The following is a 22,846-nucleotide window of genomic DNA, read 5'->3' on the forward strand; positions in this document are numbered from 1 at the left end:
TATCTACTTTCAAGGATGGAGATAAGAATGCAGGCACAGGAAGGCATCACGCAGTCAAGATTGAGCTTAAGCTACGGTGGATGTTCACTGAAAGGGGTGCGCGATGAAAACCAAGATGCATTTTTAGTTAAGGTTCCCCAGCAACGCTACGAGCTGGAACACAAGGGAGCGGTTGCATGCATCGCAGATGGTGCCAGTTGCAGTGACAATAGTCAGAAGGCGAGTCATACCGCGGTAATGCAGTTTGTTGCTGACTACTACGCTACCCCTGATAGCTGGAGTATCCAACACTGCGCCAGCAAAATCCTCACCTCTATGAACAACTGGTTGTTTGAAGAAGGGCTCAAACAAAGCCTTAAACATAACGGGTTTGTGACCACATTCAGCGCAGTCATATTCAAATCAAATACCGCTCATCTCTTTCATGTTGGCGATACACGCATCTATCGGCTTCGAGATAACACCTTAAAACTACTCACTCGAGATCACCAAAGGGTCAACTTCGGCCAAAATCCCCACCTCACTCGCGCATTAGGCATGGATAATCGATTGGATGTGGATTATCAGATGGTCGAATTGCAGACGGGCGACCGTTTTATTCTGACCTCTGACGGGGTTCACGATGCTTTCACTGAAGAGCAATTGTCGAAATATCTGCGTGAAATAGAAGACAAAGAACGACTCAGTAATAAAATCAGTAGCGAGGCCATTGAGCAGGGTAGCGCCGATAATGCCACTTGTTTATTGCTGGACGTAGATTCCCTCCCACAGCAATCGCTACTCGAACACCAAGCGAAGCTCTTGTCTCGCGCAGTGCCTCCTGCACTTAAAGAAGGCAATCGAATAGATCATTTCTTAGTGCAAAAAGTCTTGTACGCTGGGCCAAGAAGCCATGTATATCAGGTGCTTGATGAGAACAGCGGCGAATTAAGAGTGTTAAAAGCGCCTTCGCTGACCTATAGCGAAGATACGGAACACCTTAATCATCTGGCGAATGAATTTTGGGTGGGTAGTCAGCTAAAAAGCGAGAGGGTTATGCGAGTCTATCCCACGCCGAGTGATTCCAAATTTGTTTATCAGCTTTGCGAGTGGGTGGATGGCATTACCTTAAGGCAATGGATGTATGACAATCCAATCCCAACACTCAGCGAAGTGCGCACTGTTTTAGAAGAAATCGTAAAAGCGGTGCGGGTGCTGCAAAGAGCGGACATGGTGCATCGTGATCTAAAGCCTGAAAACATCATGGTGACAGATTCGGGCAAGATAAAATTGATTGATTTTGGGGCAGTGAAAGCACTAGGTCTGGATGAAATCAATCATAATCATCAAGAGAGTGAGCCATTGGGCGCTGTAAACTATATTGCGCCTGAGAGTATAGATACCGGAGAGGCAACAACGGTATCTGACCTGTTTTCTGTGGCAGTGATTGGCTATGAAATGCTGTGCGGGGAACTGCCGTACAAGCCTATCTCAGCACAAGTCGCGCAAACAGCTAGGCATCATAAATGGCATTATCGTTCCATCACTCAGTATCGTGAAGATATTCCCTCATGGCTGGATTTGGTGTTTCGCAAGGCGACTCAGGCAAGTCCGAATAGCCGGTATCAAGTGCTCGGTGATTTTCTTGTGGATCTGTCAACACCAAATCAAAAGTTAGTCAGGCAGGCAAAAAAGGCCCCGCTATTAAAGCGTGAGCCATTAATGTTTTGGAAAAGCTTGGCGATTATTGCAACTGGTGTGGCTGTAATTCAGTCGCTGTGGTTACTGAGGTAGCAATGCCGAATAGTCCGTCATTCCAGCCTTGAGCTGGAATCTTGGATAGTTCGGGCTTGGTTATGTGCACTCTAAGATGCTGCAGGGCTGGCATTCCAGCATTCGCCAGCATGACAGATAATAGGGGAAGGTGTAGCAATGCCGAACAGTCCGTCATTCCAGCCTTGAGCTGGAATCTTGGATAGTTCGGGCTTGGTTATGTGCACTCTAAGATGCTGCTGGGCTGGCATTCCAGCGTTCGCCAGCATGACAGGTAATAGGGGAAGGTGTACCAATGCCGAACGGTCCGTCATTCCAGCCTTGAGCTGGAATCTTGGATAGTTCGGGCTTGGTTATGTGCACTCTAAGATACTACTGGGCTGGCATTCCAGCGTTCGCCAGCATGACAGATAATAGGGGAAGGTGTAGCAATGCCGAACAGTCCGTCATTCCAGCCTTGAGCTGGAATCTTGGATAGTTCGGGCTTGGTTATGTGCACTCTAAGATGCTGCAGGGCTGGCATTCCAGTGTTCGCCAGCATGGCGCACCTTTAAGGCTGGGTAGCCTTAGTAGCAAACATATTCAACGCCTTCGCTATCTTAGCGAGTACCTCATCACAGCCTGTAATGTTATGTCTCTCTTTAAGGTAGTTCGGGTCGTTATAGGTAAACCAAACTAATCCATGCTCATCCTCGGAAATCAGAGCTTTTTGCGGAAGGTCGATACCCACGCTCTGCTGGCAAGCCATTAAGGGCGAGCCGACTTTAGGGTTACCAAATAAAATTAACTCTGTAGGGCGAAGCTCAATACCCACATTTTCGGCCGCTTCAGAATGCTTGATGCGAGCAAAGGTGGTCATGTTTTTTTCTTTTAACGTGGCAATAAGCTTATCAGCAGTGGTGGAGACATCGTGCGAGCTTTTAATGGAAATAAGCCCGTTGCTGGCATGGGCGGTAAAGCTCATTAAGAGCGTGATGAATAAACCTAGTAATCCCTGTCTCATGTAACCTCCATCTACATTGTTATCTAGTAATGAAGATAGTCGTCATCGGGTTAGAGTCAATGTATTCGCGATAAGAGTGATAGATGCCCGATAGGAACACTAGGGCATGACGTCTTTTTTATGTACCTACTCTGTGGCGGAGTGATGTATTAGCGGCGAGTGCTAGGGTAGTACATCGCCACTGAATGCCATAATTATGTATCACCGTAGAGTGTCGAACGAAGAGTCACTGCCGAGTGGCAGGAAGAATCGTCATCTCCGAGTGCTCCTATCGGAGATCTAGGTACTTGCTTTGTGCACGATATAATTAGGTAACTGATGAATCCCAAAGACAGAAGAAGAATCTATTAGTGCTATTCCAAATTTGCCATTTAGCGCCCAATCCTAGCTTCTCATTCCCAAAGCCTATTACCAAAAACAAAAAATGCCCGATACATAATATCGGGCAGTTTAATAAGTTAACGATTCAGATTTGCGAACGAATGATTACGCTTTTTCGCTAGTCAGAGTTTCTAGCTGAGTCATAGTGGTTTGAGAAACTAGCTCGCCATCAACGTAGTAGTTAACGTTCTCGCCGTCACGAACACCCGTTACAACAGACTTGTCGCCATTGTTGTAAGTGACGTGCATTTCGATTGTGTTTTCATCGATAGCTTCGAACGTAGAAGACTCAACTTCACGCATTGTGATTGGGTCAATTGGTGCTTCAGTAAGTGATGGATCTAGGTCATCGTTCATGTTGTACATGGTCTTTGTTTTTGAATCAAAGATGTGTGGCTTACCGTTGATAGGGTTTTTGCCAGACCAGAATTCGATTGAGTTGAATACAAGAGAATCCACAGCAACCGTAAGGGCGTATACAGGAGCAAGAAGCATGTTTACACCACCACGAGCATAGCGGTTGTCTACCACTTCAAGGTTAAACTTCATTACATAACCTGTAACTGCGTTGCTACCAATACAGCCAGTTAGTGATGCTGCTAGTGCTGCCATACCTAATACTTTTAAGCCAAACTTTTTCATTTAGTAAACCCTATGAACTTTGAAAACCAGTGAATAATAATCAGATTAGATCTTAATAAATAGCCATTTGGTGACATCACTCTCAAACTAATTTATCCGATATTGAAGCGAGGCTTGCTATCGAACTTGTAGTTGAGATTTTAATGTCCACTACAAAAAGAAAATTAAAGTGTGTTGCTCATTGGTAGCTATTTAAATCGTGTCTCTGGCACCTGTGATATGTTGCTGTGTAATTACTGATATCAGGGACGAGGAGAAGTATATCGATAGTTTAAAATAATGCTTACCAATTTGCGCCATCAGGTTTATTAAGTGATATTTTTACTATTTGATGATCTTTGTGGATGCGACAAGGTTATCTCTCGATATATTTCAATAAGATAGAGGTTCTTAAGAGAAAGAGTGCTTTATTGGAGAGGCGATGAATAATAAGCAAGCGTTTCTGGATCTTCTTAGCGAGGAGTATCAGCAGTATTTGGCCATCCCATCTACGCAATGGCAGAAGAAGCGGGAGAACAAACAGTTTATAAGAGGACTCATGACGGCTTCACGTCTGTTTGGTATAAGCTTTGATGAGTTGAGTGAGATTGTTGGTTGCGACTCTAATCAGGCGTTATCTATTGAAGATATGTTAGAGGTGCCGACATACATTCGTGAAAATATCGAAATTGAGTCACTGTAAATATAAGGCGAGATACCTATGAAGCGACAATTTAGCCTATTCATGTTTGTAACTTCGTTCTTGCTAGCGCCAACTTCCGCGCAAGCAACGGCAGGGTTTTTGCAAAATGAGGAGTCCCAAGCCTTCGTTAAGGTGTGTTTTTACGATGTGCTTGGTGAGACGCATAGCCTAAATATTGGCGCTACAGATCTGTGCCCGTTGACTCATGAGTTTGATGTGACGCCAAAACTTCAACCCCCCACAGAAAATGCGCAAAAGACGGGATTTTTCAAACAGGAGCAAACCTCAGGGTTCAGCAAGCTTTGCTCCTATGATGTGTTAGGCGAGGTCTATGTTCTTACCATAGGTAGCACAGAAATCTGCCCTCTAACCTACAAGTTTTAACGCCTTATAAGATAGTGACTTTCTCTATAGTGATAGGGTCTACCGGCAAATCATCAAGCCCAAACTTTGAGTGTGTTTTCACTTTTGCAATAGCATTCACTACATCCATGCCTGCAGTAACTTGACCGAATACGGCGTAGCCCCAGCCTTGATTGTTGGTGGCGGTGAAGTCCAGAAAGTCGTTGTTATCTAGATTAATAAAAAACTGTGATGTAGCAGAGTGCGGTGCGTCGGTGCGTGCCATCGCAACAGAGCCGATAACGTTCTTTAGTCCGCGGTTAGCCTCATTGACAATAGGATCGTGAGAAGGCTTTTCTAACAGGTTCTCAGTATGCCCGCCACCTTGAATCATAAAGCCGTCAATCACGCGGTGAAAAATGGTCCCTTCAAAGAAGCCTTCCTCGCAGTATCTCAGGAAATTTTTGCTACTCACTGGCGCTTTTTCCAGGTTGAGCTCTATGGTTATTTCGCCAAGGTTGGTTGTTAATACGATCATGTTATTGAGTTGCCATTTAAGGTTTGGAATAAGCCCTGAGTATACACTGAATACTCGGCGTAAGCTTTGGCAGAGACTAAGCGCTGACTTTGCGGTAAAATCCGGTAAAATCCCGTTATTGATCGTGTATGAGCTTTAGTGATATCCAACAAAAATTAGCGTCCTTCACCTCCCTTGAACAAGTGTTCGAGTATTTTGAGGTGGATTTTGACCGTCGATTTGTTGAGGAATATCGCGTGCCTTTGTTCAAACGCTTTAATGGATACCTACTTTTGGCAAAGCCTGAGGATTGGTTTGCTGCCCGACGAGTACTAAGAAACGCTTACTGCAAAATTCAGCGAGGGCGACTAGAACCATCCACTCGCTCGGCCTGTCGAGGGTGCACTTCTTGCTTGCGTCGTTGAGCTTTAATGGCTTTACGGCTCCTCTGTAACATCTTTCGTAACAACTCTTTGACAATTCATCGTCACATTGATTAACTGGTACGACTAGTTGATTGAACGGTACAGTGAATGCTCTCCACGCTTAAGAAAGCCAACTTATATCTTAGCTATTTTGGGTTTAGTAAAGTCCCTTTGTTGTGGCTGAGTCGCCCCAAAATTTTGGCGATGGATGAAGAGATGGTAGAGATCAAGATCCCTCTAAAACGTCGCACAAAGAATCATTTAAACAGTATGTATATTGGCGCGCTCGTTATGGGGGCTGATGTTGCTGGTGGCTTTATGGCGGCAATGAAGGCGCAAAATCAAGGGCGAAAGATCTCACTGGCTTTTAAGGGTTTAAAGGCAGAGTTTTTGATGCGCCCTGAAAGTGATGTTCACTTTATCTGTCGTGATGGTCGCTTGATTGATGAAATGCTTGAACAGACGCTAACGACGGGTGAGCGTGTAAATCAGGACGTGCGTATTACAGCTCTTTGTCCTGATTTACATGGTGATAAGCCCATGGCTGAGTTTGATTTAACGCTATCTATAAAAGCTCGCTAGAGTTTGAAATCACAACTTCAGATTGATGCTGATGTCGGGATTGAGCAGCTGCGAGCGTTCGTGAGCTAAATCCTTGCGACGATTTCGCAGCTTGTTGTATTTCTTAGTGTCTGAGGTCGCTTCCATTTGGCTGTCTAGCTCCGCGATCTGCGAGTCCAAGCTCATCAGCCTTTGTTGGCGCTGATACTCTTTTTTACCTAATTGGTAGTTCTTCAAGAACTGTTCATCGTGGCACACGTTGTAATAGGTGCGGCCTTCAGAGCCCACTTTGTAGCCATTGTCAGCAGAGCAATAAACTTCTGTGCCTTGTTTAAACCCTTGTTGCCACTGGGGTTGGTTAACAACGACATTCGCCTCTAAGCAATCTTTCGCATAATCGTTAACAATACTAGGGTCATTGCCCTCTTTCCCATCTTGATAACCGACATCATGCCAATTTGCAGATTGACATTGCTCCGATGTCATACTGGCGCATCCCGCCAACGAAGAAGCAATAAGTGCACCGATAATTAGGCGGCTCATACCTAGTTCCTTTTGAATCTCATACAGAAGAGTGTCTCGCCACTATATTTTCTTAGCCAGACATTAGGTCAACAGACCCTAAGCATTGTATGAATTTGAGCATGGGGACGAATAGAGGTAAGAACATTGATTCAATAATTGATGGGATATTGGAGTTTTATGCACCGTTTATGCTGGATATGAAATGTATTGAGGTTAAATATAAGCATTCATTAGTGCATTATTTGTGTGTTAAGTGTGATTTACATCTCGTTACTGTCTATTTTTGAACAAACCCTTTAACAACAAGCTTACAAGTAAGATACTGTTCCGAAAGAATTTTAATTCAATAGGGAAGTTGATTATGCAAGAATTTGTGGATTTTCTGAATGGGATCATTTGGAGTCCCTTTCTTATCTACCTCTGCTTATGTGCAGGTCTGTTTTATTCCATCTTGACGCGCTTTGTACAAATTCGTCATTTCTTTGAGATGTGGCGTTTGCTGCTATCAGGCAAAAGTTCGGAAAAAGGCATTTCATCATTTCAGGCGCTAGCGGTTTCGCTTTCTGGTCGCGTAGGTACAGGTAACATTGCTGGCGTCGCCGCCGCTATCGGTTTTGGTGGCCCTGGCGCAGTATTCTGGATGTGGGTTGTTGCCTTCTTTGGCGCTGCAACCGCGTATGCGGAATCGACTCTTGCTCAAATCTATAAAGAGGAAGATGAAGGACAATTCCGTGGCGGCCCTGCTTACTACATTGAAAAGGCCATGGGTCAGAAATGGTATGCGTGGATCTTTGCTATCGCGACTATCTTTGCCTGTGGTGTACTGCTTCCTGGCGTGCAATCAAACAGTATCGGCAATGCGGTTGAAGCGGCGTTTGGCTCTGGCCCTGCGATTGAAACCGCTATGGGTACGTTCAGCTTCGCTAAGGTTCTAACTGGTACCTTTATCGCGATAGTGCTTGGCTTTATCATCTTTGGTGGTGTTAAGCGTATTGCCCACTTTACTCAGATTGTTGTTCCTTTCATGGCTCTGGCCTACATCTTGACGGCGTTTGTCATCATCCTGCTTCATATCACTGAAGTCCCTCGTATTTTTGCGATGATTGTCGGTGATGCCTTTACGCCTATGGCTGGCTTTGGTGCTGCTATTGGTTGGGGCGTTAAGCGTGGTGTTTACTCAAATGAAGCAGGACAAGGTACTGGCCCACATGCGGCAGCAGCAGCTAACGTGGCGCACCCTGCACAGCAAGGTCTAGTTCAATCGTTCTCTATCTATATTGATACACTGCTGGTTTGTTCTGCTACGGCATTTATGATCCTAATTACGGGTATGTACAACGTGCACGGTGCAGGAGAGGGAGTCTTTGTTATACAGAACCTTTCGGCAAGCATTGGTGCAAATGGCCCAGTATTTACTCAGCTTGCGATTGATAGCGCCCTGCCTGGCATAGGTAAGCCGTTTATCGCGGTAGCGCTGTTCTTCTTTGCCTTTACTACTATCTTGGCTTACTACTACATTGCTGAAACCAACATTGCTTACATACGCCGTACCTTCAAGGTCGATGGTCTGATGTTTATCCTTAAGCTGGTTATTATCTCAGCAACCTTCTATGGCACGGTGAAAACTGCAAACCTTGCTTGGGCGATGGGTGATATTGGTGTGGGTTTGATGGCGTGGTTGAACATCATCGGCATTCTGATTATCTTCTTTATGTCTAAACCCGCACTTAAGGCTCTAAGAGATTACGAAGAGCAGCAAAAGCGCGGTGTTACTGTGTACACCTTTGATCCAGTCAAGTTGGGTATTAAAGGTGCAACCTACTGGGAGAAGCGATTGGAGAAATCGTCCAAAGAGTAGCGCGACTAAAGACTCGTAATTAAGGGCTCAGAGGACTTTTCTCTGGGTCCTTTTTTATTGTGGCTCAATAAAACTGTCATCTTTAAGGGATAAAATCATGGGGCGATTCGGTACTTTCACTCAAGCATGACAATTTGCATGGGCTTAGCCATTATGATGTGGTAGATTTTGTTTATGTAATTAAATACTGAAAGTTAATTACATAAGTTTCATTAAATTGTGATCCACATCACGTAATTTGGTGTTTTGGTAATTAAGTAATAACCAGAAATGTGAATCTGACCACGGTATTCGTTGAATTGTATTATTATAATTCCATTCCGTTGTGTAGATTATTCCGTCTGGAGAAATATTTTGTCTTGGCCTATTTTTTTCGATTTTTTGAGTGTGCTTTTGCTAGTAGTACTAGCTGTGGCTGCTACAAAATCGATGGATTCGCTAAGAAAGACAATTTGGTCTGCCCAGAAGAACCACGTTTCTGAAGAGATAGTGCGTAAAAGCCTTGCAAAACTGAGCTTGAATCGAGCTGTTTTGGTGCTAACGATCGCTACGATAGTGATCAAGGTCGCCTTGATCTTGGGGCAGGTACTCGATTTTGACTCTATTGATAAGTCTGGTCTTCTTGACGATGCAGTTGTTCAGTATATCGTCGTAGAATAAAGACTCTTTTCGTTCTCGACCCTCCTCCATACCTGCTTAACTTCTTTCATTGGGTTCAGATTTACCTGGTTGATAAGTTCAACTATGATACAGTTAATCTAAACACTGTTATCTAATCTTTATGGTAAATCAATGGATAAGAACCTAATCTCTGATACGATCTTTCAACTCGTACAATCATATAGGCACGCGATACGTGCTGAGCTGCAAGCGAATGATCTTGGTTTGAATGGAATGCATGTTCGCTGTTTAGCCTTCATCAGACAACGGGACCAATGCACAGCCAACGATATTGTTCAGCACTTTTCTAGAGACAAAGCGCAAGTCGCACGCTTGGTGAAAGAGATGATTGGGAACGAGTGGATCGTGAAGTCTCCTAACCCTGAAGACAAGCGTAGCCAATTCCTATCATTGACAGAGCAGGGCATTTTACTGAGTGAGCAAATTGATGCAGCTCAGCAATCTATCCAAACAAGAATGAAGCAAGACCTAAGCGACGAAGAGCTAACAGTATTCACCACCGTCGCACAAAAATTTGCTCGTAATTTATCAGAGTAAACTCCCCTTTGGATTAGTTTGGAGATCGGCATATGCAGTTAATAGAGCCCTCGCTGGAATTTGAATCATCGTTTGCTCGATTTTATGAAGATTTCGCAGCCAACGATGAGATCAACTCTGATTATTACCTAGAGGGTGTGCTGAATTTCAAAGCCTACATTCAGTGCCTGAAAGATGAAGCTATGGGCATTAATCTTGTAGAAGATTATGTGCAATGCAGTCATTTTTGGCTGGTTGATGCGCAGAAGAACATCTATGGTGCTATTCGAGTACGCCATAACATCGATACTGAACTACTCGCGTTAGAAGCAGGGCATATTGGCTACGACATAGCCCCTGAATATCGTAGCGAGGGCTATGGCACATTGATGCTAAAGAAAGCCTTATTAAAAGCCAAAGCGATAGGGTTATCTAAGGCTCTGGTTGTGGCGGATGAAGACAATATGGCGTCACGCAAAGTCATCGAAGCCAATGGCGGACAGCTAGAAAACGTTGTGTTTGGTAAGGTTTATCCAAACCCTTTGGCAAGATACTGGATAGAATGTCACTAAAGAGTTTTAATCTGACAGCGAATAACTGCCAGCCTAACTTTCATGCGATTAATTAACGTCGTTCCCGAAGGCTTTTATCGGGGACCTGTTATAGAAACAGATGCCCGATACCCTAAAGTCCGAGTTGTGATCAAGAGACATGCTGTCAGCTTAAAACTTTAATTGTTCATTTCGACGTAATCTAGGCCATAGTCGGTCAATGCAATACGACTATCTTCAAAGCGAATGCACTCGCTACTTTCTAGCGTATTCAATACTCTATCTAACGGCTCGTTTAGGTAATCCGTGATTGAAGCATTCATTTCCTCAAAATAACACGAACCCATAGGCTGCAAAGTAAGGAATCTAAGCATGGTAAGGCTATCTGCGTGAAGAGATGAATGTAGTTGGGAGCAAAGATTGGATTGCATAACTGTAGTCCTTTATTTTAGTTATTTTTCTTTGCCGTTAATGTGCCCCATATGGAATGTAATGAAAGTGATCTTGATAGCAAGATGAATATGAATAAATGGAATAACCATTATTCCCATATTATATATTGTAGTGACGTATCCGCCCCATGAACCCACGGGGCGACTTGTCAGTGTTTGAAGTTCCAAGGCAGGAGTGCGTCGATATCAGGCTCAGCTTTCGCCAGCTCTTTCATGCACTTGACCATGTAGTCGTAGAGGATAAGACCGTTGGCTTTCGCGGTCTCGATGATGCTGTAAAGCATCGCGCTCGCATCAGCACCGTTTGGTGTGTTAGAGAACAGCCAGTTCTTCCTGCCAATGACCAGTGGTTTAATTGCGCGTTCAGCGCGATTATTATCAATAGATAAGTGACCATCGTCGATATAACGAATAAGCTTTGACCACTGCCCAAGCGTATATTTTATCGCTTTGCCTAGTGGGCTAGAGCCAATCACCTTCTGGGTCGTCATCCATTGGTAAAGCTCATCCAGTATCGGCTTGGCAAGCGCTCGACGCTCTGCTTTTCGCTCTTGGGCAGGCGCACCTTTTAAGCGTGATTCTATCCCGTAGAGTTTTTGGATTTTAGCCAGCGCCTTATCAGCCTTGCCTGATTTACCTTTCCCTTGAAGCTTCTTCGCATCCATGAACTTGCGACGAGCATGCGCTAAGCACCCTACATTGGTGACGTGATGCAGACCATCATAAGCCGCGTAGCCATCGGTTTGTAGATAACCGTTGTAGTCACCTAAAAAGTCCACGGGACACGCCCTCGCGCGACTGTTTTGATAGTCGTACAAGGCAATATTTTTCACATTCGGCAGTGCCGATTCGGGTGAGTCAGCGCCTGAGCAGTAGAGCCACATATAACACTTCTTCTCTTCTTTGAGCACATTGAGCGGCGTTTCATCCGCCTGAACCACCACTTGTTGAAGCAGGTTCTCCTTCAAGGCCGCATACAGCGGGGCGAACTTCTCACTGACTTGGATAACCCACCTTGCCATGGTGGTGCGTGATAGCTCGATACCCGACTGGGTAAACAGCGATTCTTGGCGATAAAGTGGCATCGCGTATTGGTATTTGCCAAGAATGATGTTGGTCAGCAAGCTTTCTGTGGCGAAGCTTTTAGGGATGAGACTCTGAGGGGATGGCTTCTGAACGATACGGCTGCTGTCACCTGTTTTCTCGCACTGGCGGCAAGCGTACTTAGGACGAACATATTCCAACACTTTGAGTACCGCTGGCGTGAACTCTAGCTTCTCGCTGCGGTCTTCACCGATTTTATGCAGGCTATGATTGCAGCAAGCGCACTGCTTTTCATGGTCGTCTACATCAAGTTCGATAACCTCACGAGGCAAGGTCTTAGGCAGAGGTTTACGTTTACCGCGCTTTTTCGTTGTGGTCGTGGTTGTCACCTCAACCTCGTCTTCTTTAACGGCTTCACACTCCGCTTCGTTGAAGAGGTCACCTTGTGATTCATCGTAAGGCTTTAATGCCTCCGAGCGTTTCGCGAACTGACGGTCGAAGGCGAGTTTGAGTTGTTCAAGCAGCGATTGGCGCTCTTGTTTCCACTCATTTTTCTCCGACATCAGAGCAGCTACCATCGCTTGTAGCTCGGCAACATCTTGGCTTTCTGGGTTGATATTTGGCGTCTTTTTCATAGCATTGATTATACTAAAATCGTGCCGTTAACGCTTGGAGAATAAGGCTTTATTCTCGATTAACTCATTGTAAAATCGTTTATTTTGATGGGTTCGTGGCCGATAATTGTGAAGCCTGAAAGCAGTCTATCAAGCTCAAATTGAGTGAGGGTAAACACCTGATTTTTCTCTTTTGAAGGCCACTTATACTTGGCTTTTTCAAGGCGTTTATACCAGAGGGCGAAGCCTGTTTTATCCCAGTACAACACTTTAATCTTATCGCGCTGTTTATTGGTAAACAGGAACAGCGCACCGCTGCCAAGAGGCAAGTCAGTATCATTTTCGATAATCGCTGCAAGGCCGTTGATGGACTTTCTAAAATCGACGCTTTCACGATAAAGGTAAATGTCTGGAGCGCTGAGCATACCTTTCATGACAACGCTCCAATGAGTTCAGCAAGATAGGTGGCTGGCGTGCCTTGAGGAATGCTCAGCTCCACATCATTGATGAGAAGTGTCATGTTCGCCGTAGCTATCTGGGCCTGATACTTGGTTGTCTTTTCAACGATTTCGGCTCTAACAAATCCGACAGATTCCGATTGGTTTGCTGTTTGGAGTTGACGCCGTTTGGCGAAGAACGTGGATAAACTCAGTCCATGCTCTTCACAAAAAGCGCGTTGGGTAACACTGCTACTTTCATATTGTTCAAACAGTGATTGCCATTCTAGGTTGGTGCGTCGTTTTGCCATTTCAACTCTCCTTTGGGTTGGAGAGATGATCTTATTCTTCGTGCTGAAAGATTAGAATGCGGTGTTCATGACACGCTTACGTAGTGACTAATCGATACTCCGTTTATACCATTAGTAAAATCAGGGTGACCGCATGAGTGCCTAGTTTTTCACCACTCGAGTAAAACCAGCACTTAATACTGCCTCTAGCATCGATGTATTCATCATGCAGCGCTTTTGCTTACCAACAATGCTTAGCTTGGTTGGCTCTTCTCGGAGCATGTTCAAGCTCATATGACGTAGGCATGATAGGTTCTCTGCACCGTGATCTTTGTATATCAGGCATGCATCTTCATTCATGGTGACATCAAGTACCCAGTGCATTGACTCTATGCCCCAATGTTCTCTGACAGCCATAGCAGCTTGCTCTGCACTAAGCTCTTTGGAGCTGATGTAATAACGGTACTCTAGGTCGACAGATTTATCTTTCTCAAGGCGAAAGTTTTCAACCATCACAATGCTCTTCAAGCCTTTCCAGCGAGAGAAATTACCTTCAAGTTTTGCACTGTCAAAAACATAGCATTGACGAGACTCTATACGGCCATGTCCTTGCTCAAGAGAGATGTTATCAGCCACATTGGCTCGCTGAGAAGAGAATGCCTTTTCTATTGCTTGTCGGAGTTTTCCTTGGTTGCTCTTTACGGCAAGCAGGTAGTCTCCACCTTGATCTACAATGGCTTTAGCAATCTTGGTTTGACAGGCCATAGCATCAATAGTTACTAGGGCCCCCTTGATATCGAGCATCTTTATCAATTCAGGGATCGCTGTAATTTCATTGCTTTTTTGTTCGGTTTTTAGCTGTCCCAGTACGAGCTTGTTGGACGACGCATAAGCACTAATCATATGAATGGTGCTCGTCCTGTCTTCACGATTATATGAGCCGCGAAGTGTTTTTCCATCAATCGCAATCACTTGACCTTCGGTGAGAGTATGAATTGATGACATCCAGTTAATGAAGCACTCATGGAACTGTTCGGGTTCAATGGTAGAGATGATACGAGCTATTGTGTCATCAGCAGGAATACCATTCAAAAACAAGTCATTACGCTTAAACCAATCATGATGACCGAGAATGTATTCACGAATATCGAACCAACCTTTCGCGCCTGCAATCACTGCACATAGCGAGCCAAAAAGGACTTCAAACAGGCAATATGTGACCTTTGCACCTTGGCGTTGGTCGATAATCGTTTGAAAATGTTCTTTGAAGTGGTCAATGTGCATGATGCTCTCCCTAAAAAGGGAGTATATGATCACAGCTAAATGTGATCGTCAAATCAATCGTGATTTTGATTGAAAAACGTTCACGATCTCACCCTGTTAGTAAAATATATTATTAACCATTTACCTCTAGATGCTCTAAACCAATATCGGTCAGATGAATATTTTCACCATCAATCAGGATACACTGGTTAAACTCTAATAGGTTAAGCAAGGTGTCTACTTTCTCGCATACTGTGTGATAGATGAAGAACTCCAATTCATCGAGCGTGATTACTCCCATTGGCTTTAAAGACAACAGCTTAAGTACAGATAAGCTATCCAAATGTAAGTCTGGATTAATCTGCTGGCACGTGCTTGATGGCATAATCTAAATCCTTTCTATATGGTTATGCTACACGTACAAGATGCCTTGCCAATTTATATTAGACTGTGACTCACTCGACATTTATATTAAAAACACTATTCTCTGTACTATCAAGAGAGCAAAATAAAGCTATAAATGTAACAGAATTTTGCTAATTGTTTTTATTTATATTTATGATGGATTTAATCTCATTATAAATAAAGGGTAGTGTATTTGTGAATATTTATTCTATATAGATAATCTTGCATAAAAAAAGCCAGAGATCGACTCGATCTCTGGCTTTTATTTTCACTTATTGAGTGTGATTGTTATTACTTATGCTCTACTTGATACTCAAGCTGGTAGAAGTGAGCTTCGCTTTCGCCATTGGTAAACTGGTTGTATACACCCGCTTTGAAGTAGCTGAGTAGGTGACTCCAGTAGTCGATGTTGTGGTTCACTTTTTGCTCACCATCCAAATTAACAATAAGAGTGCTGTTGCCAACGATAATATTGAAATCTGTTGCGCCAGCCTTTGCTTTGCCAAGGTCGTATTGTTTGTAAGCATTTTCTGACTTACAAGCAGGCTTACCCATGTTTTCTTTGCCTTTTTTACCTTTACAGATAAGCGCATTGTCTTTAATTACTGCCCAGTAGTGTCCAGCAGTTTCACCAGCGCCTTCACGCCATACTACGCGTAGAAGCGGGTGAGGAATATTGTCTTTACCATCAACAGTGACGCCTTTGTTGTGTACTTGAAGATAGGTAATTTCATTTTGCTTGGACGTAGAGTCTTTCATGGAAGCTTCTGGGCTTACCGGCTCAATGCTTGCGTTTAGATGGTAGAAGGTATGTGGCAGCGAGGTGTTAAAGTTCTTATGAACACGCAACTCGTTTCTTTTGTGATCGCCCGTCATTTTAAAGACGAAAGCTTCTGATTCTTTGTCCACATAAAATACTTCGTTCACAACACCAGAAAAGTCGGTGTTGGTTGCGATGTAAAGCTTGTTGCCTTTCTTGCCTGCAGGATCAGAGATCTGTAATTCTGATTCAGACAGAATCGGACGGTATTGCGCATAATCAGCAGGAATACCACGGTTGTCGCCCGCGTCATCAAAGGTGATGGCGAACGCTTGAGAAGATAAGAGTAGGGTAGTGGCTAGGCCGAGTATTTTAGTTTTACGAAGTGCCATGGTGATTGTTCCTATGAAGACAGTTCATTTTATATATCTTGTATTATTATATTTGTAGTCGGCAGGGTTTCGGAACCATTCAACTCGTTTCATGTGATCAAGCTCTACTTTGCAACCAGATTACGGGATAAGTAACTAAAGGTTGCACGACATTTCATTCGGTGCAGGTATTGATGACTTGCAATGCATTGATGCCGGCTATGGGTTTGTCGGTTTTTTGGTCTATAGCATTAAGGAGTTTAATTTAGACCAAGGCCATATCAATGAAGCCTATGATTAAAGTCTTAGCATTGTTTGGAATCCTGTTTCACTCCTTAACAAGCAGTTTCGCTATGGAGTTAAAGTCAGAGACTTTGCTTTCCTCTCTGTTAGAGGGCGCACCAGGTACTGAAGTCATTGTTAGTCGAGTCACCATCCCTCCCAACACGTCGCTACCCAAACACTGGCATCCAGGAGAAGAGTTTGCGTACATTATTGAAGGGAGCGTTACGCTTTGGCAAAAAGGCAAACAAGATGTATTGCTGACAAAAGGTCAGGTAGCCAAGGTTCCTCTGAAGCAAGTGCATACAGCCAAAACAGGTGACGAGGGCGTGACGGTTATTGTTTTTCGTGTCCATGAAAAAGGCAAGCCAGAGCGAGTGAAAGCGGAATAAGGGTAAGATACTGATAAATAAAGTGGAAATAACCCTCTGCAGTGGCTAGGGTCTGTTGACCTTTTGCGATTAAATTTTGCTCGACCAGAAGTCATTTAATCAAGGCGAGGGACTTGCCGCCTAGTCATCTAAGCAAAAGTCGCTCAACGCAGAGTAAAGGGGTTCTGGACGAGCCCTTCTTGCCGAGCCCTTCGGGTAGCGCTTTGTTGGGCATTTCTACCGCGTTAGTCACTTTTCATGTGGAACCACCACACCTAAAAGCGACTGCCTTGTATTAATACCCAACAAATTGCTACAAAAATAACCTCAAAAGATCAACAGACCCTAAACATTGATTATGCTTTACAGAGTATCAATCAATAAGGCTGTTTAGTGGTATGCCACACCTATTTGTCAATCGCCAAAGAATGCACGATGTTGTTCATCAAACTCCGGAGCTTAAACAGCAGATTTTCTGGGAATCGCTAAATGCTATTGTCTACAAAGTCGGTGGCGTAATCTTCATTCTCGGAAGCATCTGCTTCTTACCTCGCTTTGAGGACTATGTCGATATCGGCGCTATTTTGTTTGTTATTGGCTCCATTCTCTATCTCATTGTTGCCCTGCACGACGTACTTGAAGTCAATGCATACCGACGAAGCAACGGCAATCTGAACCACGAACTAAAGCTCGAGTTTACCGCCTCCTTTGCCTACTTCTTGGGCTCGCTTCTGTTCACTATTGGCAGTATTTTCTTTCTCAAAGAAGTGGATCTGGTGAGCGCAGGGGCTTGGTTATTCATCATAGGCAGCGGCTTGTTCGTCTTCGGTGCTGTGATTAATGTATGCCGGATCTTGTATGAGGGCTCAGTGGTAACGCTACAATTAATGAATCTAACAGCCCTTACCTTCGTCACCGGCTCAGTGCTGTTTCTAGTAGCCTCCATTCCCTATCTCTGGACAATTGACACGACCCATGACTCATACCAGTTGTTTCGCTAGGCGTTGTTGATCAAATCAGGAAAAGGACGTAGCTATCCTACGGAACTTGCCAGCTAGCTTCTAATGGGCATACCTAGCCCTAGGACTTTATTCATCGCCTTGACATTTGCCAACGCCTCACCAACTTGAGCGTTATAACATCTCAAGCTCAATGTTCCGCTAGTCAGTCCTTTATATCGGGACATTGCCGTCTCAGAGATTGAACGGTCGTGATAGCCAGAGTCAGTTTTCCACTGAGCTAACGAATCGCTTTTAAGTGCATCGACCACTTTATTCCGAGGGTGTCCCTCTTCCCAATAACCAGCATTTTTCCGAGGAGGTATGAGAGGTTTGCAACCCTTATTCTGCAATACTTCATGGCACTTTTTCGTGTCGTAAGCACCATCTGCTGATACAGAATGCACTTTTCTACGAAGCGGATTCAGCAATGTTGGGAGAGCTTCACTATCACCGACATTGACGAGGCTGACTTCTGCGCTAATCACATCATGAGTATCAACATCAACGGCCAGATGCAGTTTACGCCAAGTCCGACGTTTTTCTGCTCCATGCTTTTTAACTTTCCATTCACCTTCACCAAAGACTTTCAGACCTGTTGAATCAATAGCAATATGGCGAACTGAGCCTTTAGATTTGTTCTTGTATTGTACCTGAACGGTCTTTGAGCGCTTGCTAATACTGCTGTAGTTTGGGGAGCGCAAAGGGACGTTCATCAAGGCAAAAATGGAGTCGATAAAACCTTGAAGCGCACGTAACGGGAGTGAGAATATCCCTTTAACCATCAAAGCGGTTTCAATAGCAGTATCAGAAAACTGAAAGCCTCTGCCACGTTTTCCATGGTGTCTTTTGCATTGCCACGCTTCAACGGCTGAGTCGTCAATCCAAAACGTTACTGAGCCTCGCTTACACAAGGCTTCATTATACTCACTCCAATTCACTATCTTCTTCTTCGATTTACCCATAACACCACCATGCTTCTACTACATGGGATCAGATCGCAGGATTTAGAAAAGGTTCAACTGATTTAGTCAACAACGCCGTTTCGCTATCTAGCCTGGCAATACATCATAGGTAGTGTTCTGTTTCTGCTTGGAGGTATCACTAATTACTGGCGAGCCTTGCTTATTATTCGTAAGCAGGTTAAAGAAGCATAAGCTTTATTGATCGTGAAATTCAAAAGATACTGTTAATTAAGGTGGATACACAATCACTATTAATATTTTTAAATTGCTTTAATAGAGTGGTGTAATTTGAGAGACTTGAACGAAATTTAGAGAACAAGACTGCATAGTTGCAACTTATATAACGGACCAAATAGTTATGATTGCTTCTATGATTACAAGGATAGATGATTAAATGGCAAAGCAGTTTTATAACAACCTAGACCTTAACCTTTTGCGTACTTTTCAGGTCATTTATCAAGAGAAAAATTTAAAAAGAGCGTCACTTAGATTGCATGTATCCGCTCCAGCGCTCAGTAAATCGTTAACTCGACTGCGTGATCACTTTCATGACCCACTATTTGTGAAAGTGCCAAAGGGATTAAACCCGACCCCATTTGCTAATGAACTTGCAGATAGTATTAGTCCGACACTCGAAAAACTGGCAAACAACCTTAACTCACTAAACGACTTTAGTCCTAGCGATCTGCAAGGAAGGATGACGATAGCAATATCACCTTTTATGCTTCAAGCCATAGGTACAGATCTGTTTTCTATTTTACATGAGGAAGCACCAGATATTCAGTGGCACTTAGTGAATTGGTCTAAAACCTCCTTGGAAGATATAGCTAAAGGAGACATAAAACTAGGTATTAACTATGATATCGACTTATCACGTAAAGACATTAGTAGTCGTAAGATAACTCAAGATAGATTCCAAATTATAGTGAGAAAAGATCACCCTATAGCTGGAAATAAAGTGAGTGTAAAAACATTATCTATGTACCCTGTAGCCGCATTGATCGTTGCTGATTGGAATACTCGAAAGACCTTTGCGGAGAAAGTATTTGGCGAATTTGCACTAATACCTAAGGTCGTATTACGTTCCGAGCTGCCTTCGGTAGTTTTAGAAACCATCGCAAGAACAGACTTGATATTCCCTCATTCAGGCCTATTTGATATTACACGTTACCCTCATTTGAAGGCTCTAACTGTATGGGATAGAGAAGTAGAATTGCTAAAAGATATTCATATTTACTCTAATCAAAAAGATCGGAACGATGCGACAAAAAAGTGGCTACAGAAAATAATCACTACTCTATTAAAAAAGCAAAGGTAACAAATTGTTTCGCTGTTAACCTGTGGTTAATAGCGATATTCATCTCGCTCAATATTTAATTGACCAATTTATATTTAATATTCTCTCAACGGCAGGAACGCCACTTTTTCCGCAAGATGCAACATTTATCGTGCTACTTCTTATTGAGAGATATACATGAAACTACGACTACTAAGCGCAACTATCGCAGCGACACTTCTTGCTGGTTGCTCATCTTCAGGCTCTTCGGACTCTTCAACCCCAAAAAGTGGTGTTGCTGATGTTGTTTACAGCGAAAGCTTAAATGCAGCTTACATTGAAGGGGATCAAGGTAACTCAGCTGTTATCGTTGGTGATGGAAATGGTAATGCGGCAGTTACTGTAAATGGTGAAGTATTTACAGTTCAAGGCGACGTTATTGTTGATAAGAATGGCGATATTGTTGGTGGTGTTGTTGTGGAGAATGGAGTAGCGACAGCGTATATCGATGGCGTTGCTTATTCTTTATCTGTTGAAGATGGGCGCTTATTGGTAGGCATCAATGATATTGCTCCTGATTTTGGTGATACACCTCGTTGGGGACCTGAGTTTGGCGATGATAGCTGGGGACCTGAATCAGCACCAACATACGGTGATATTGATGAGGTATTTGGCACGACAATTATCACACTAGACAATGGCGAAAGAGTCGTAGTTAAAGACGGTGTCCTATACCACCCAGAATCTGATAGCGGTGTTGTACTGAATAATGACGGCACTATCACAAACATGGATGGTGAAGTTATCGGTACTGGCAATATGACGGAGCTAGGCTTTGTAGTCACTCTAGATTCTGGTGAAGAAATTATTTTCCGTAATGATAATGGCCGTCTATTTGCAGCTATTGTAAGTAGTGGTAACGGGCATATTCATTGGGGTCCAGATGCAGCACCAACATACGGTAATATTGATGAAGTATTTGGCACGACAGTTATCACACTAGACAATGGCGAAAGAGTTGTAGTCAAAGATGGTGTCCTATATCACCCAGAATCTGATAGCGGTGTTGTACTAAATAATGATGGCACTATCACTAATATGGATGGTGAAGTTATCGGCTCAGGTGAAATGACTGAGCTTGGCTTTGTGGTTCAACTTGAAAGTGGCGCTGAAGTGATTTTCCGCAACGACAATGGTCGTTTGTTCGCAGCGATTATTAGTGAGAGTGGCAATAATCATTGGGGGCCAGAAGCTGCGCCGACTTACGGTGATATCGATGAAGTATTTGGCACGACAGTTATCACACTAGACAATGGCGAAAGAGTTGTAGTCAAAGATGGTGTCCTATATCACCCAGAATCTGATAGCGGTGTTGTACTAAATAATGATGGCACTATCACTAATATGGATGGTGAAGTTATCGGCTCAGGTGAAATGACAGAGCATGGCTTTGTAGTTCAGCTTGAGAATGGTGCTGAGATTATTTTTAGAAATGATAATGGAAGACTGTTTGCCGCAATTATTAGTCCAGTATCACCTGCAAACGATTTGCCTACATTAGGCTTTGATCTAGATGGTAACCAACTGACAGTAACATTACTCGATGGTACTGAGGTTATCATTCAGGATAATGGCGTAACTGGTGGTGTGATTATTGGTCCTGAAGGTGACACAAAGCTTGTGTCTAAAGCTACCATGGATGCATACAAGGAAGCTGCCGAAGTATTGAGTCCAGAAGAGCAGAAGTCGCTTGTCGCTGTATTTTTGGTAAACCAAAGTGGTGATGTTATCAATGACGAGATGCGCAGAGCACTTTGGAAAGTTCAAAAAGAGTCAACGGTTGAGTGGGCTAAACAGTCTGTAGAAAATGCAACAAAAATGGTCCAGATAATTGCTATTGAGGTGGATGAGATTGGTCAAAAACCTTATTCATTAGGTTATTACCTTCTTACTGGCCAAAAGAAGGGTATCTCTGAACTAAAAGGCGCTGCGCGTGATAAGGCTGTTAATATGACAGAAGCGCAAAAAGCAGAACTTCGCAATAAGTTGCAGTCTCTTTCGCAAGAGCAACGTCAACAGATAAAGCAAGCTATCAAAAGCCGAGTTGCATCTCGCTCGTAACTTGATTTAAACAGAAATATAAGCAAAGGAGTCGCTTTATCGAGTGACTCCTTTTTTGTTTAAATCAAAAGCAGATGATATGAAAAGACTATTGATAACTATTGGGCTTCTATTTTTTAGCTGCGCTGTATATTCCAATCAAACTGAACTGCAATATTATGAACCTCAATTAAGTTTTCAAGTATCGCAGACTGGTGACAGTTGGGTTGGAACAGTATCAGGAACAATTCAAGCAACAGAACAGGTCAACATAAGTGCGGATATAGACTCTACTGGGTATTTAGAGCTGGGGACAGGCTACGGAGTAATGCTTGGAGACTTCTATACAGAAGCTTTTATAAGCTATGGTAGAGCAGATATCATAGACATTTATTCATTAGGTGTGTTTAGTGGAACGGCCCTTAACGAGAGTACAATAGCCTTTTTAAGTAGCTCTTATGAATGGAGAAGTAGCTCTGTTGATATCATTGATTTAGGTATCGAGGAATGGAAAAATACAATTGGTGTAAATTATTCGCCTATTGATTTTATTCGAATAGGGTACTCATTTAACTATGATAGAAAGATTACTGAAGGCGGGTACAGAACAAACCAACATGTTCAATTGACCATGAGACCTAAATGGATCCAGCCATATTTCAAGTATATTTTTGGTGAACATAGATCTACACCTAGCTCAAAAGTAACTTCAGAAAATAGTTATGAGTTTGGCGTGAATTTTAGTTTTTAAAGCGTTTTCTCAAGTGAAAGAAAGGCTGCGA

Annotated in this window: 29 protein-coding genes; 15 read left to right on the forward strand and 14 right to left on the reverse strand. The window is 43.3% G+C overall.

Annotated features, from left to right (window positions below):
• Positions 1–27 precede the first annotated feature (27 nt).
• The gene (locus tag A6E01_RS13840) at positions 28–1,773 is read left to right on the forward strand and encodes a bifunctional protein-serine/threonine kinase/phosphatase (protein ID WP_065210475.1); all 1,746 of its coding nucleotides are present in this window, start codon (positions 28–30) and stop codon (positions 1,771–1,773) included.
• A gap of 71 nt (positions 1,774–1,844) precedes the next feature.
• Here A6E01_RS13840 and A6E01_RS21275 read toward each other — a convergent pair whose 3' ends face one another.
• From A6E01_RS21275 to A6E01_RS13850, 4 genes are all read right to left on the reverse strand, one after another.
• Positions 1,845–2,066, reverse strand: a complete 222-nt coding sequence (locus A6E01_RS21275) for a hypothetical protein (RefSeq protein WP_133126164.1) — start codon at positions 2,064–2,066, stop codon at positions 1,845–1,847.
• Between the two features lie 50 nt (positions 2,067–2,116).
• Complete coding sequence (locus tag A6E01_RS21280; RefSeq protein WP_156744623.1) at positions 2,117–2,293, reverse strand: hypothetical protein; 177 nt, start codon at positions 2,291–2,293, stop codon at positions 2,117–2,119.
• Positions 2,294–2,302: 9 nt separating this feature from the next.
• Positions 2,303–2,755, reverse strand: coding sequence for a DUF302 domain-containing protein (locus A6E01_RS13845; protein WP_065210476.1), 453 nt, complete (start codon positions 2,753–2,755; stop codon positions 2,303–2,305).
• Between the two features lie 486 nt (positions 2,756–3,241).
• A complete protein-coding gene (locus A6E01_RS13850; protein ID WP_065210477.1) occupies positions 3,242–3,778 on the reverse strand; it encodes a DUF3332 family protein in 537 nt (178 codons plus the stop codon).
• A 421-nt stretch (positions 3,779–4,199) separates the two neighbouring features.
• Between A6E01_RS13850 and A6E01_RS13855 the strand changes: the two genes are divergently transcribed.
• Both A6E01_RS13855 and A6E01_RS13860 read left to right on the forward strand, forming a co-directional pair.
• The gene (locus A6E01_RS13855; RefSeq protein ID WP_017028599.1) at positions 4,200–4,460 is read left to right on the forward strand and encodes a hypothetical protein; all 261 of its coding nucleotides are present in this window, start codon (positions 4,200–4,202) and stop codon (positions 4,458–4,460) included.
• An 18-nt stretch (positions 4,461–4,478) separates the two neighbouring features.
• Positions 4,479–4,844 (forward strand): hypothetical protein, encoded by a 366-nt coding sequence (locus A6E01_RS13860; RefSeq protein WP_065210478.1) that lies wholly within the window; start codon positions 4,479–4,481, stop codon positions 4,842–4,844.
• A 4-nt stretch (positions 4,845–4,848) separates the two neighbouring features.
• Here A6E01_RS13860 and A6E01_RS13865 read toward each other — a convergent pair whose 3' ends face one another.
• A complete protein-coding gene (locus A6E01_RS13865) occupies positions 4,849–5,340 on the reverse strand; it encodes a peptidylprolyl isomerase (protein ID WP_017031891.1) in 492 nt (163 codons plus the stop codon).
• Positions 5,341–5,468: 128 nt separating this feature from the next.
• Here A6E01_RS13865 and A6E01_RS20970 point away from each other — a divergent pair, with 128 nt between their 5' ends.
• Both A6E01_RS20970 and A6E01_RS13870 read left to right on the forward strand, forming a co-directional pair.
• Complete coding sequence (locus A6E01_RS20970; RefSeq protein WP_082961379.1) at positions 5,469–5,744, forward strand: nitrogenase-stabilizing/protective protein NifW; 276 nt, start codon at positions 5,469–5,471, stop codon at positions 5,742–5,744.
• 108 nt (positions 5,745–5,852) lie between these two features.
• On the forward strand, positions 5,853–6,326 hold the full coding sequence (locus tag A6E01_RS13870; protein WP_017028602.1) for a DUF4442 domain-containing protein: 474 nt from the start codon (positions 5,853–5,855) through the stop codon (positions 6,324–6,326).
• Between the two features lie 9 nt (positions 6,327–6,335).
• Here A6E01_RS13870 and A6E01_RS13875 read toward each other — a convergent pair whose 3' ends face one another.
• Positions 6,336–6,848 carry a DUF2799 domain-containing protein gene (locus A6E01_RS13875; RefSeq protein ID WP_065210479.1) on the reverse strand — a complete coding sequence of 171 codons (513 nt, stop codon included), beginning with the start codon at positions 6,846–6,848 and terminating at the stop codon, positions 6,336–6,338.
• Between the two features lie 343 nt (positions 6,849–7,191).
• On the opposite strand from A6E01_RS13875, the gene A6E01_RS13880 reads away from it, so the two are divergent.
• From A6E01_RS13880 to A6E01_RS13895, 4 genes are all read left to right on the forward strand, one after another.
• Positions 7,192–8,688 (forward strand): alanine/glycine:cation symporter family protein, encoded by a 1,497-nt coding sequence (locus tag A6E01_RS13880; RefSeq protein WP_065210480.1) that lies wholly within the window; start codon positions 7,192–7,194, stop codon positions 8,686–8,688.
• Positions 8,689–9,075: 387 nt separating this feature from the next.
• Positions 9,076–9,348, forward strand: coding sequence for a hypothetical protein (locus A6E01_RS13885; protein WP_237334551.1), 273 nt, complete (start codon positions 9,076–9,078; stop codon positions 9,346–9,348).
• A gap of 132 nt (positions 9,349–9,480) precedes the next feature.
• Positions 9,481–9,906: a MarR family winged helix-turn-helix transcriptional regulator gene (locus tag A6E01_RS13890; protein ID WP_017028606.1), complete on the forward strand. Its 426-nt coding sequence runs from the start codon at positions 9,481–9,483 to the stop codon at positions 9,904–9,906.
• Positions 9,907–9,938: 32 nt separating this feature from the next.
• On the forward strand, positions 9,939–10,457 hold the full coding sequence (locus tag A6E01_RS13895; RefSeq protein ID WP_017028607.1) for a GNAT family N-acetyltransferase: 519 nt from the start codon (positions 9,939–9,941) through the stop codon (positions 10,455–10,457).
• 158 nt (positions 10,458–10,615) lie between these two features.
• Here A6E01_RS13895 and A6E01_RS13900 read toward each other — a convergent pair whose 3' ends face one another.
• The 7 genes from A6E01_RS13900 to A6E01_RS13930 form a co-directional block, all read right to left on the reverse strand.
• Positions 10,616–10,867: a hypothetical protein gene (locus A6E01_RS13900; protein ID WP_065210481.1), complete on the reverse strand. Its 252-nt coding sequence runs from the start codon at positions 10,865–10,867 to the stop codon at positions 10,616–10,618.
• 170 nt (positions 10,868–11,037) lie between these two features.
• Positions 11,038–12,567: an IS66 family transposase gene (tnpC, locus tag A6E01_RS13905; RefSeq protein WP_065210482.1), complete on the reverse strand. Its 1,530-nt coding sequence runs from the start codon at positions 12,565–12,567 to the stop codon at positions 11,038–11,040.
• A gap of 59 nt (positions 12,568–12,626) precedes the next feature.
• Complete coding sequence (gene tnpB / locus A6E01_RS13910) at positions 12,627–12,980, reverse strand: IS66 family insertion sequence element accessory protein TnpB (RefSeq protein ID WP_017037716.1); 354 nt, start codon at positions 12,978–12,980, stop codon at positions 12,627–12,629.
• Positions 12,977–13,294 (reverse strand): IS66 family insertion sequence element accessory protein TnpA, encoded by a 318-nt coding sequence (tnpA, locus tag A6E01_RS13915; RefSeq protein WP_017037717.1) that lies wholly within the window; start codon positions 13,292–13,294, stop codon positions 12,977–12,979. Before tnpA ends, tnpB begins: the two co-directional genes overlap by 4 nt.
• A 141-nt stretch (positions 13,295–13,435) precedes the next feature.
• Entirely contained in the window at positions 13,436–14,557 is a 1,122-nt protein-coding gene (locus tag A6E01_RS13920) for an ISAs1 family transposase (protein WP_065209512.1), read from the reverse strand.
• Positions 14,558–14,669: 112 nt separating this feature from the next.
• Positions 14,670–14,921: a hypothetical protein gene (locus A6E01_RS13925; protein ID WP_065210483.1), complete on the reverse strand. Its 252-nt coding sequence runs from the start codon at positions 14,919–14,921 to the stop codon at positions 14,670–14,672.
• 311 nt (positions 14,922–15,232) lie between these two features.
• Positions 15,233–16,093, reverse strand: a complete 861-nt coding sequence (locus tag A6E01_RS13930; protein ID WP_065210484.1) for a polysaccharide lyase family 7 protein — start codon at positions 16,091–16,093, stop codon at positions 15,233–15,235.
• Between the two features lie 142 nt (positions 16,094–16,235).
• Here A6E01_RS13930 and A6E01_RS21285 point away from each other — a divergent pair, with 142 nt between their 5' ends.
• From A6E01_RS21285 to A6E01_RS13940, 3 genes are all read left to right on the forward strand, one after another.
• Positions 16,236–16,373 (forward strand): hypothetical protein, encoded by a 138-nt coding sequence (locus A6E01_RS21285; RefSeq protein WP_156744624.1) that lies wholly within the window; start codon positions 16,236–16,238, stop codon positions 16,371–16,373.
• A 52-nt stretch (positions 16,374–16,425) separates the two neighbouring features.
• On the forward strand, positions 16,426–16,746 hold the full coding sequence (locus tag A6E01_RS13935; protein WP_237334540.1) for a cupin domain-containing protein: 321 nt from the start codon (positions 16,426–16,428) through the stop codon (positions 16,744–16,746).
• Positions 16,747–17,123: 377 nt separating this feature from the next.
• The gene (locus A6E01_RS13940) at positions 17,124–17,726 is read left to right on the forward strand and encodes a YrhK family protein (protein WP_237334541.1); all 603 of its coding nucleotides are present in this window, start codon (positions 17,124–17,126) and stop codon (positions 17,724–17,726) included.
• A gap of 53 nt (positions 17,727–17,779) precedes the next feature.
• On the opposite strand, the gene A6E01_RS13945 is transcribed toward A6E01_RS13940, so the two are convergent.
• The gene (locus A6E01_RS13945; RefSeq protein WP_017027019.1) at positions 17,780–18,688 is read right to left on the reverse strand and encodes an IS5 family transposase; all 909 of its coding nucleotides are present in this window, start codon (positions 18,686–18,688) and stop codon (positions 17,780–17,782) included.
• A 394-nt stretch (positions 18,689–19,082) separates the two neighbouring features.
• Between A6E01_RS13945 and A6E01_RS13950 the strand changes: the two genes are divergently transcribed.
• From A6E01_RS13950 to A6E01_RS13960, 3 genes are all read left to right on the forward strand, one after another.
• Positions 19,083–20,006, forward strand: coding sequence for a LysR family transcriptional regulator (locus tag A6E01_RS13950; protein ID WP_065210485.1), 924 nt, complete (start codon positions 19,083–19,085; stop codon positions 20,004–20,006).
• 156 nt (positions 20,007–20,162) lie between these two features.
• Complete coding sequence (locus A6E01_RS13955; RefSeq protein WP_065210486.1) at positions 20,163–22,085, forward strand: hypothetical protein; 1,923 nt, start codon at positions 20,163–20,165, stop codon at positions 22,083–22,085.
• Between the two features lie 79 nt (positions 22,086–22,164).
• Positions 22,165–22,815 (forward strand): hypothetical protein, encoded by a 651-nt coding sequence (locus A6E01_RS13960; RefSeq protein ID WP_065211013.1) that lies wholly within the window; start codon positions 22,165–22,167, stop codon positions 22,813–22,815.
• The last annotated feature ends 31 nt before the right edge of the window (positions 22,816–22,846 follow it).

The sequence above is a fragment of the Vibrio breoganii genome (assembly GCF_001677275.1).
Classification (GTDB): domain Bacteria; phylum Pseudomonadota; class Gammaproteobacteria; order Enterobacterales; family Vibrionaceae; genus Vibrio; species Vibrio breoganii.

Coding starts and splice junctions, on each gene's coding strand:
- A6E01_RS20970 (WP_082961379.1), top strand. CDS start 5,469: ATGAGCTTTAGTGATATCCAACAAAAATTAGCGTCCTTCACCTCCCTT.
- A6E01_RS13920 (WP_065209512.1), bottom strand. CDS start 14,557: ATGCACATTGACCACTTCAAAGAACATTTTCAAACGATTATCGACCAA.
- A6E01_RS13940 (WP_237334541.1), top strand. CDS start 17,124: ATGCCACACCTATTTGTCAATCGCCAAAGAATGCACGATGTTGTTCAT.
- A6E01_RS13960 (WP_065211013.1), top strand. CDS start 22,165: ATGAAAAGACTATTGATAACTATTGGGCTTCTATTTTTTAGCTGCGCT.
- A6E01_RS13890 (WP_017028606.1), top strand. CDS start 9,481: ATGGATAAGAACCTAATCTCTGATACGATCTTTCAACTCGTACAATCA.
- A6E01_RS13875 (WP_065210479.1), bottom strand. CDS start 6,848: ATGAGCCGCCTAATTATCGGTGCACTTATTGCTTCTTCGTTGGCGGGA.
- A6E01_RS21280 (WP_156744623.1), bottom strand. CDS start 2,293: ATGCTGGCGAACACTGGAATGCCAGCCCTGCAGCATCTTAGAGTGCAC.
- A6E01_RS13930 (WP_065210484.1), bottom strand. CDS start 16,093: ATGGCACTTCGTAAAACTAAAATACTCGGCCTAGCCACTACCCTACTC.
- A6E01_RS13900 (WP_065210481.1), bottom strand. CDS start 10,867: ATGCAATCCAATCTTTGCTCCCAACTACATTCATCTCTTCACGCAGAT.
- tnpC (WP_065210482.1), bottom strand. CDS start 12,567: ATGAAAAAGACGCCAAATATCAACCCAGAAAGCCAAGATGTTGCCGAG.
- A6E01_RS13880 (WP_065210480.1), top strand. CDS start 7,192: ATGCAAGAATTTGTGGATTTTCTGAATGGGATCATTTGGAGTCCCTTT.
- A6E01_RS13860 (WP_065210478.1), top strand. CDS start 4,479: ATGAAGCGACAATTTAGCCTATTCATGTTTGTAACTTCGTTCTTGCTA.
- A6E01_RS13840 (WP_065210475.1), top strand. CDS start 28: ATGCAGGCACAGGAAGGCATCACGCAGTCAAGATTGAGCTTAAGCTAC.
- A6E01_RS13850 (WP_065210477.1), bottom strand. CDS start 3,778: ATGAAAAAGTTTGGCTTAAAAGTATTAGGTATGGCAGCACTAGCAGCA.
- A6E01_RS13895 (WP_017028607.1), top strand. CDS start 9,939: ATGCAGTTAATAGAGCCCTCGCTGGAATTTGAATCATCGTTTGCTCGA.
- A6E01_RS21275 (WP_133126164.1), bottom strand. CDS start 2,066: ATGACGGACCGTTCGGCATTGGTACACCTTCCCCTATTACCTGTCATG.
- tnpB (WP_017037716.1), bottom strand. CDS start 12,980: ATGAAAGGTATGCTCAGCGCTCCAGACATTTACCTTTATCGTGAAAGC.
- A6E01_RS13945 (WP_017027019.1), bottom strand. CDS start 18,688: ATGGGTAAATCGAAGAAGAAGATAGTGAATTGGAGTGAGTATAATGAA.
- A6E01_RS13935 (WP_237334540.1), top strand. CDS start 16,426: ATGGAGTTAAAGTCAGAGACTTTGCTTTCCTCTCTGTTAGAGGGCGCA.
- A6E01_RS13925 (WP_065210483.1), bottom strand. CDS start 14,921: ATGCCATCAAGCACGTGCCAGCAGATTAATCCAGACTTACATTTGGAT.
- A6E01_RS13855 (WP_017028599.1), top strand. CDS start 4,200: ATGAATAATAAGCAAGCGTTTCTGGATCTTCTTAGCGAGGAGTATCAG.
- A6E01_RS13845 (WP_065210476.1), bottom strand. CDS start 2,755: ATGAGACAGGGATTACTAGGTTTATTCATCACGCTCTTAATGAGCTTT.
- A6E01_RS13870 (WP_017028602.1), top strand. CDS start 5,853: ATGCTCTCCACGCTTAAGAAAGCCAACTTATATCTTAGCTATTTTGGG.
- A6E01_RS13950 (WP_065210485.1), top strand. CDS start 19,083: ATGGCAAAGCAGTTTTATAACAACCTAGACCTTAACCTTTTGCGTACT.
- tnpA (WP_017037717.1), bottom strand. CDS start 13,294: ATGGCAAAACGACGCACCAACCTAGAATGGCAATCACTGTTTGAACAA.
- A6E01_RS13955 (WP_065210486.1), top strand. CDS start 20,163: ATGAAACTACGACTACTAAGCGCAACTATCGCAGCGACACTTCTTGCT.
- A6E01_RS13865 (WP_017031891.1), bottom strand. CDS start 5,340: ATGATCGTATTAACAACCAACCTTGGCGAAATAACCATAGAGCTCAAC.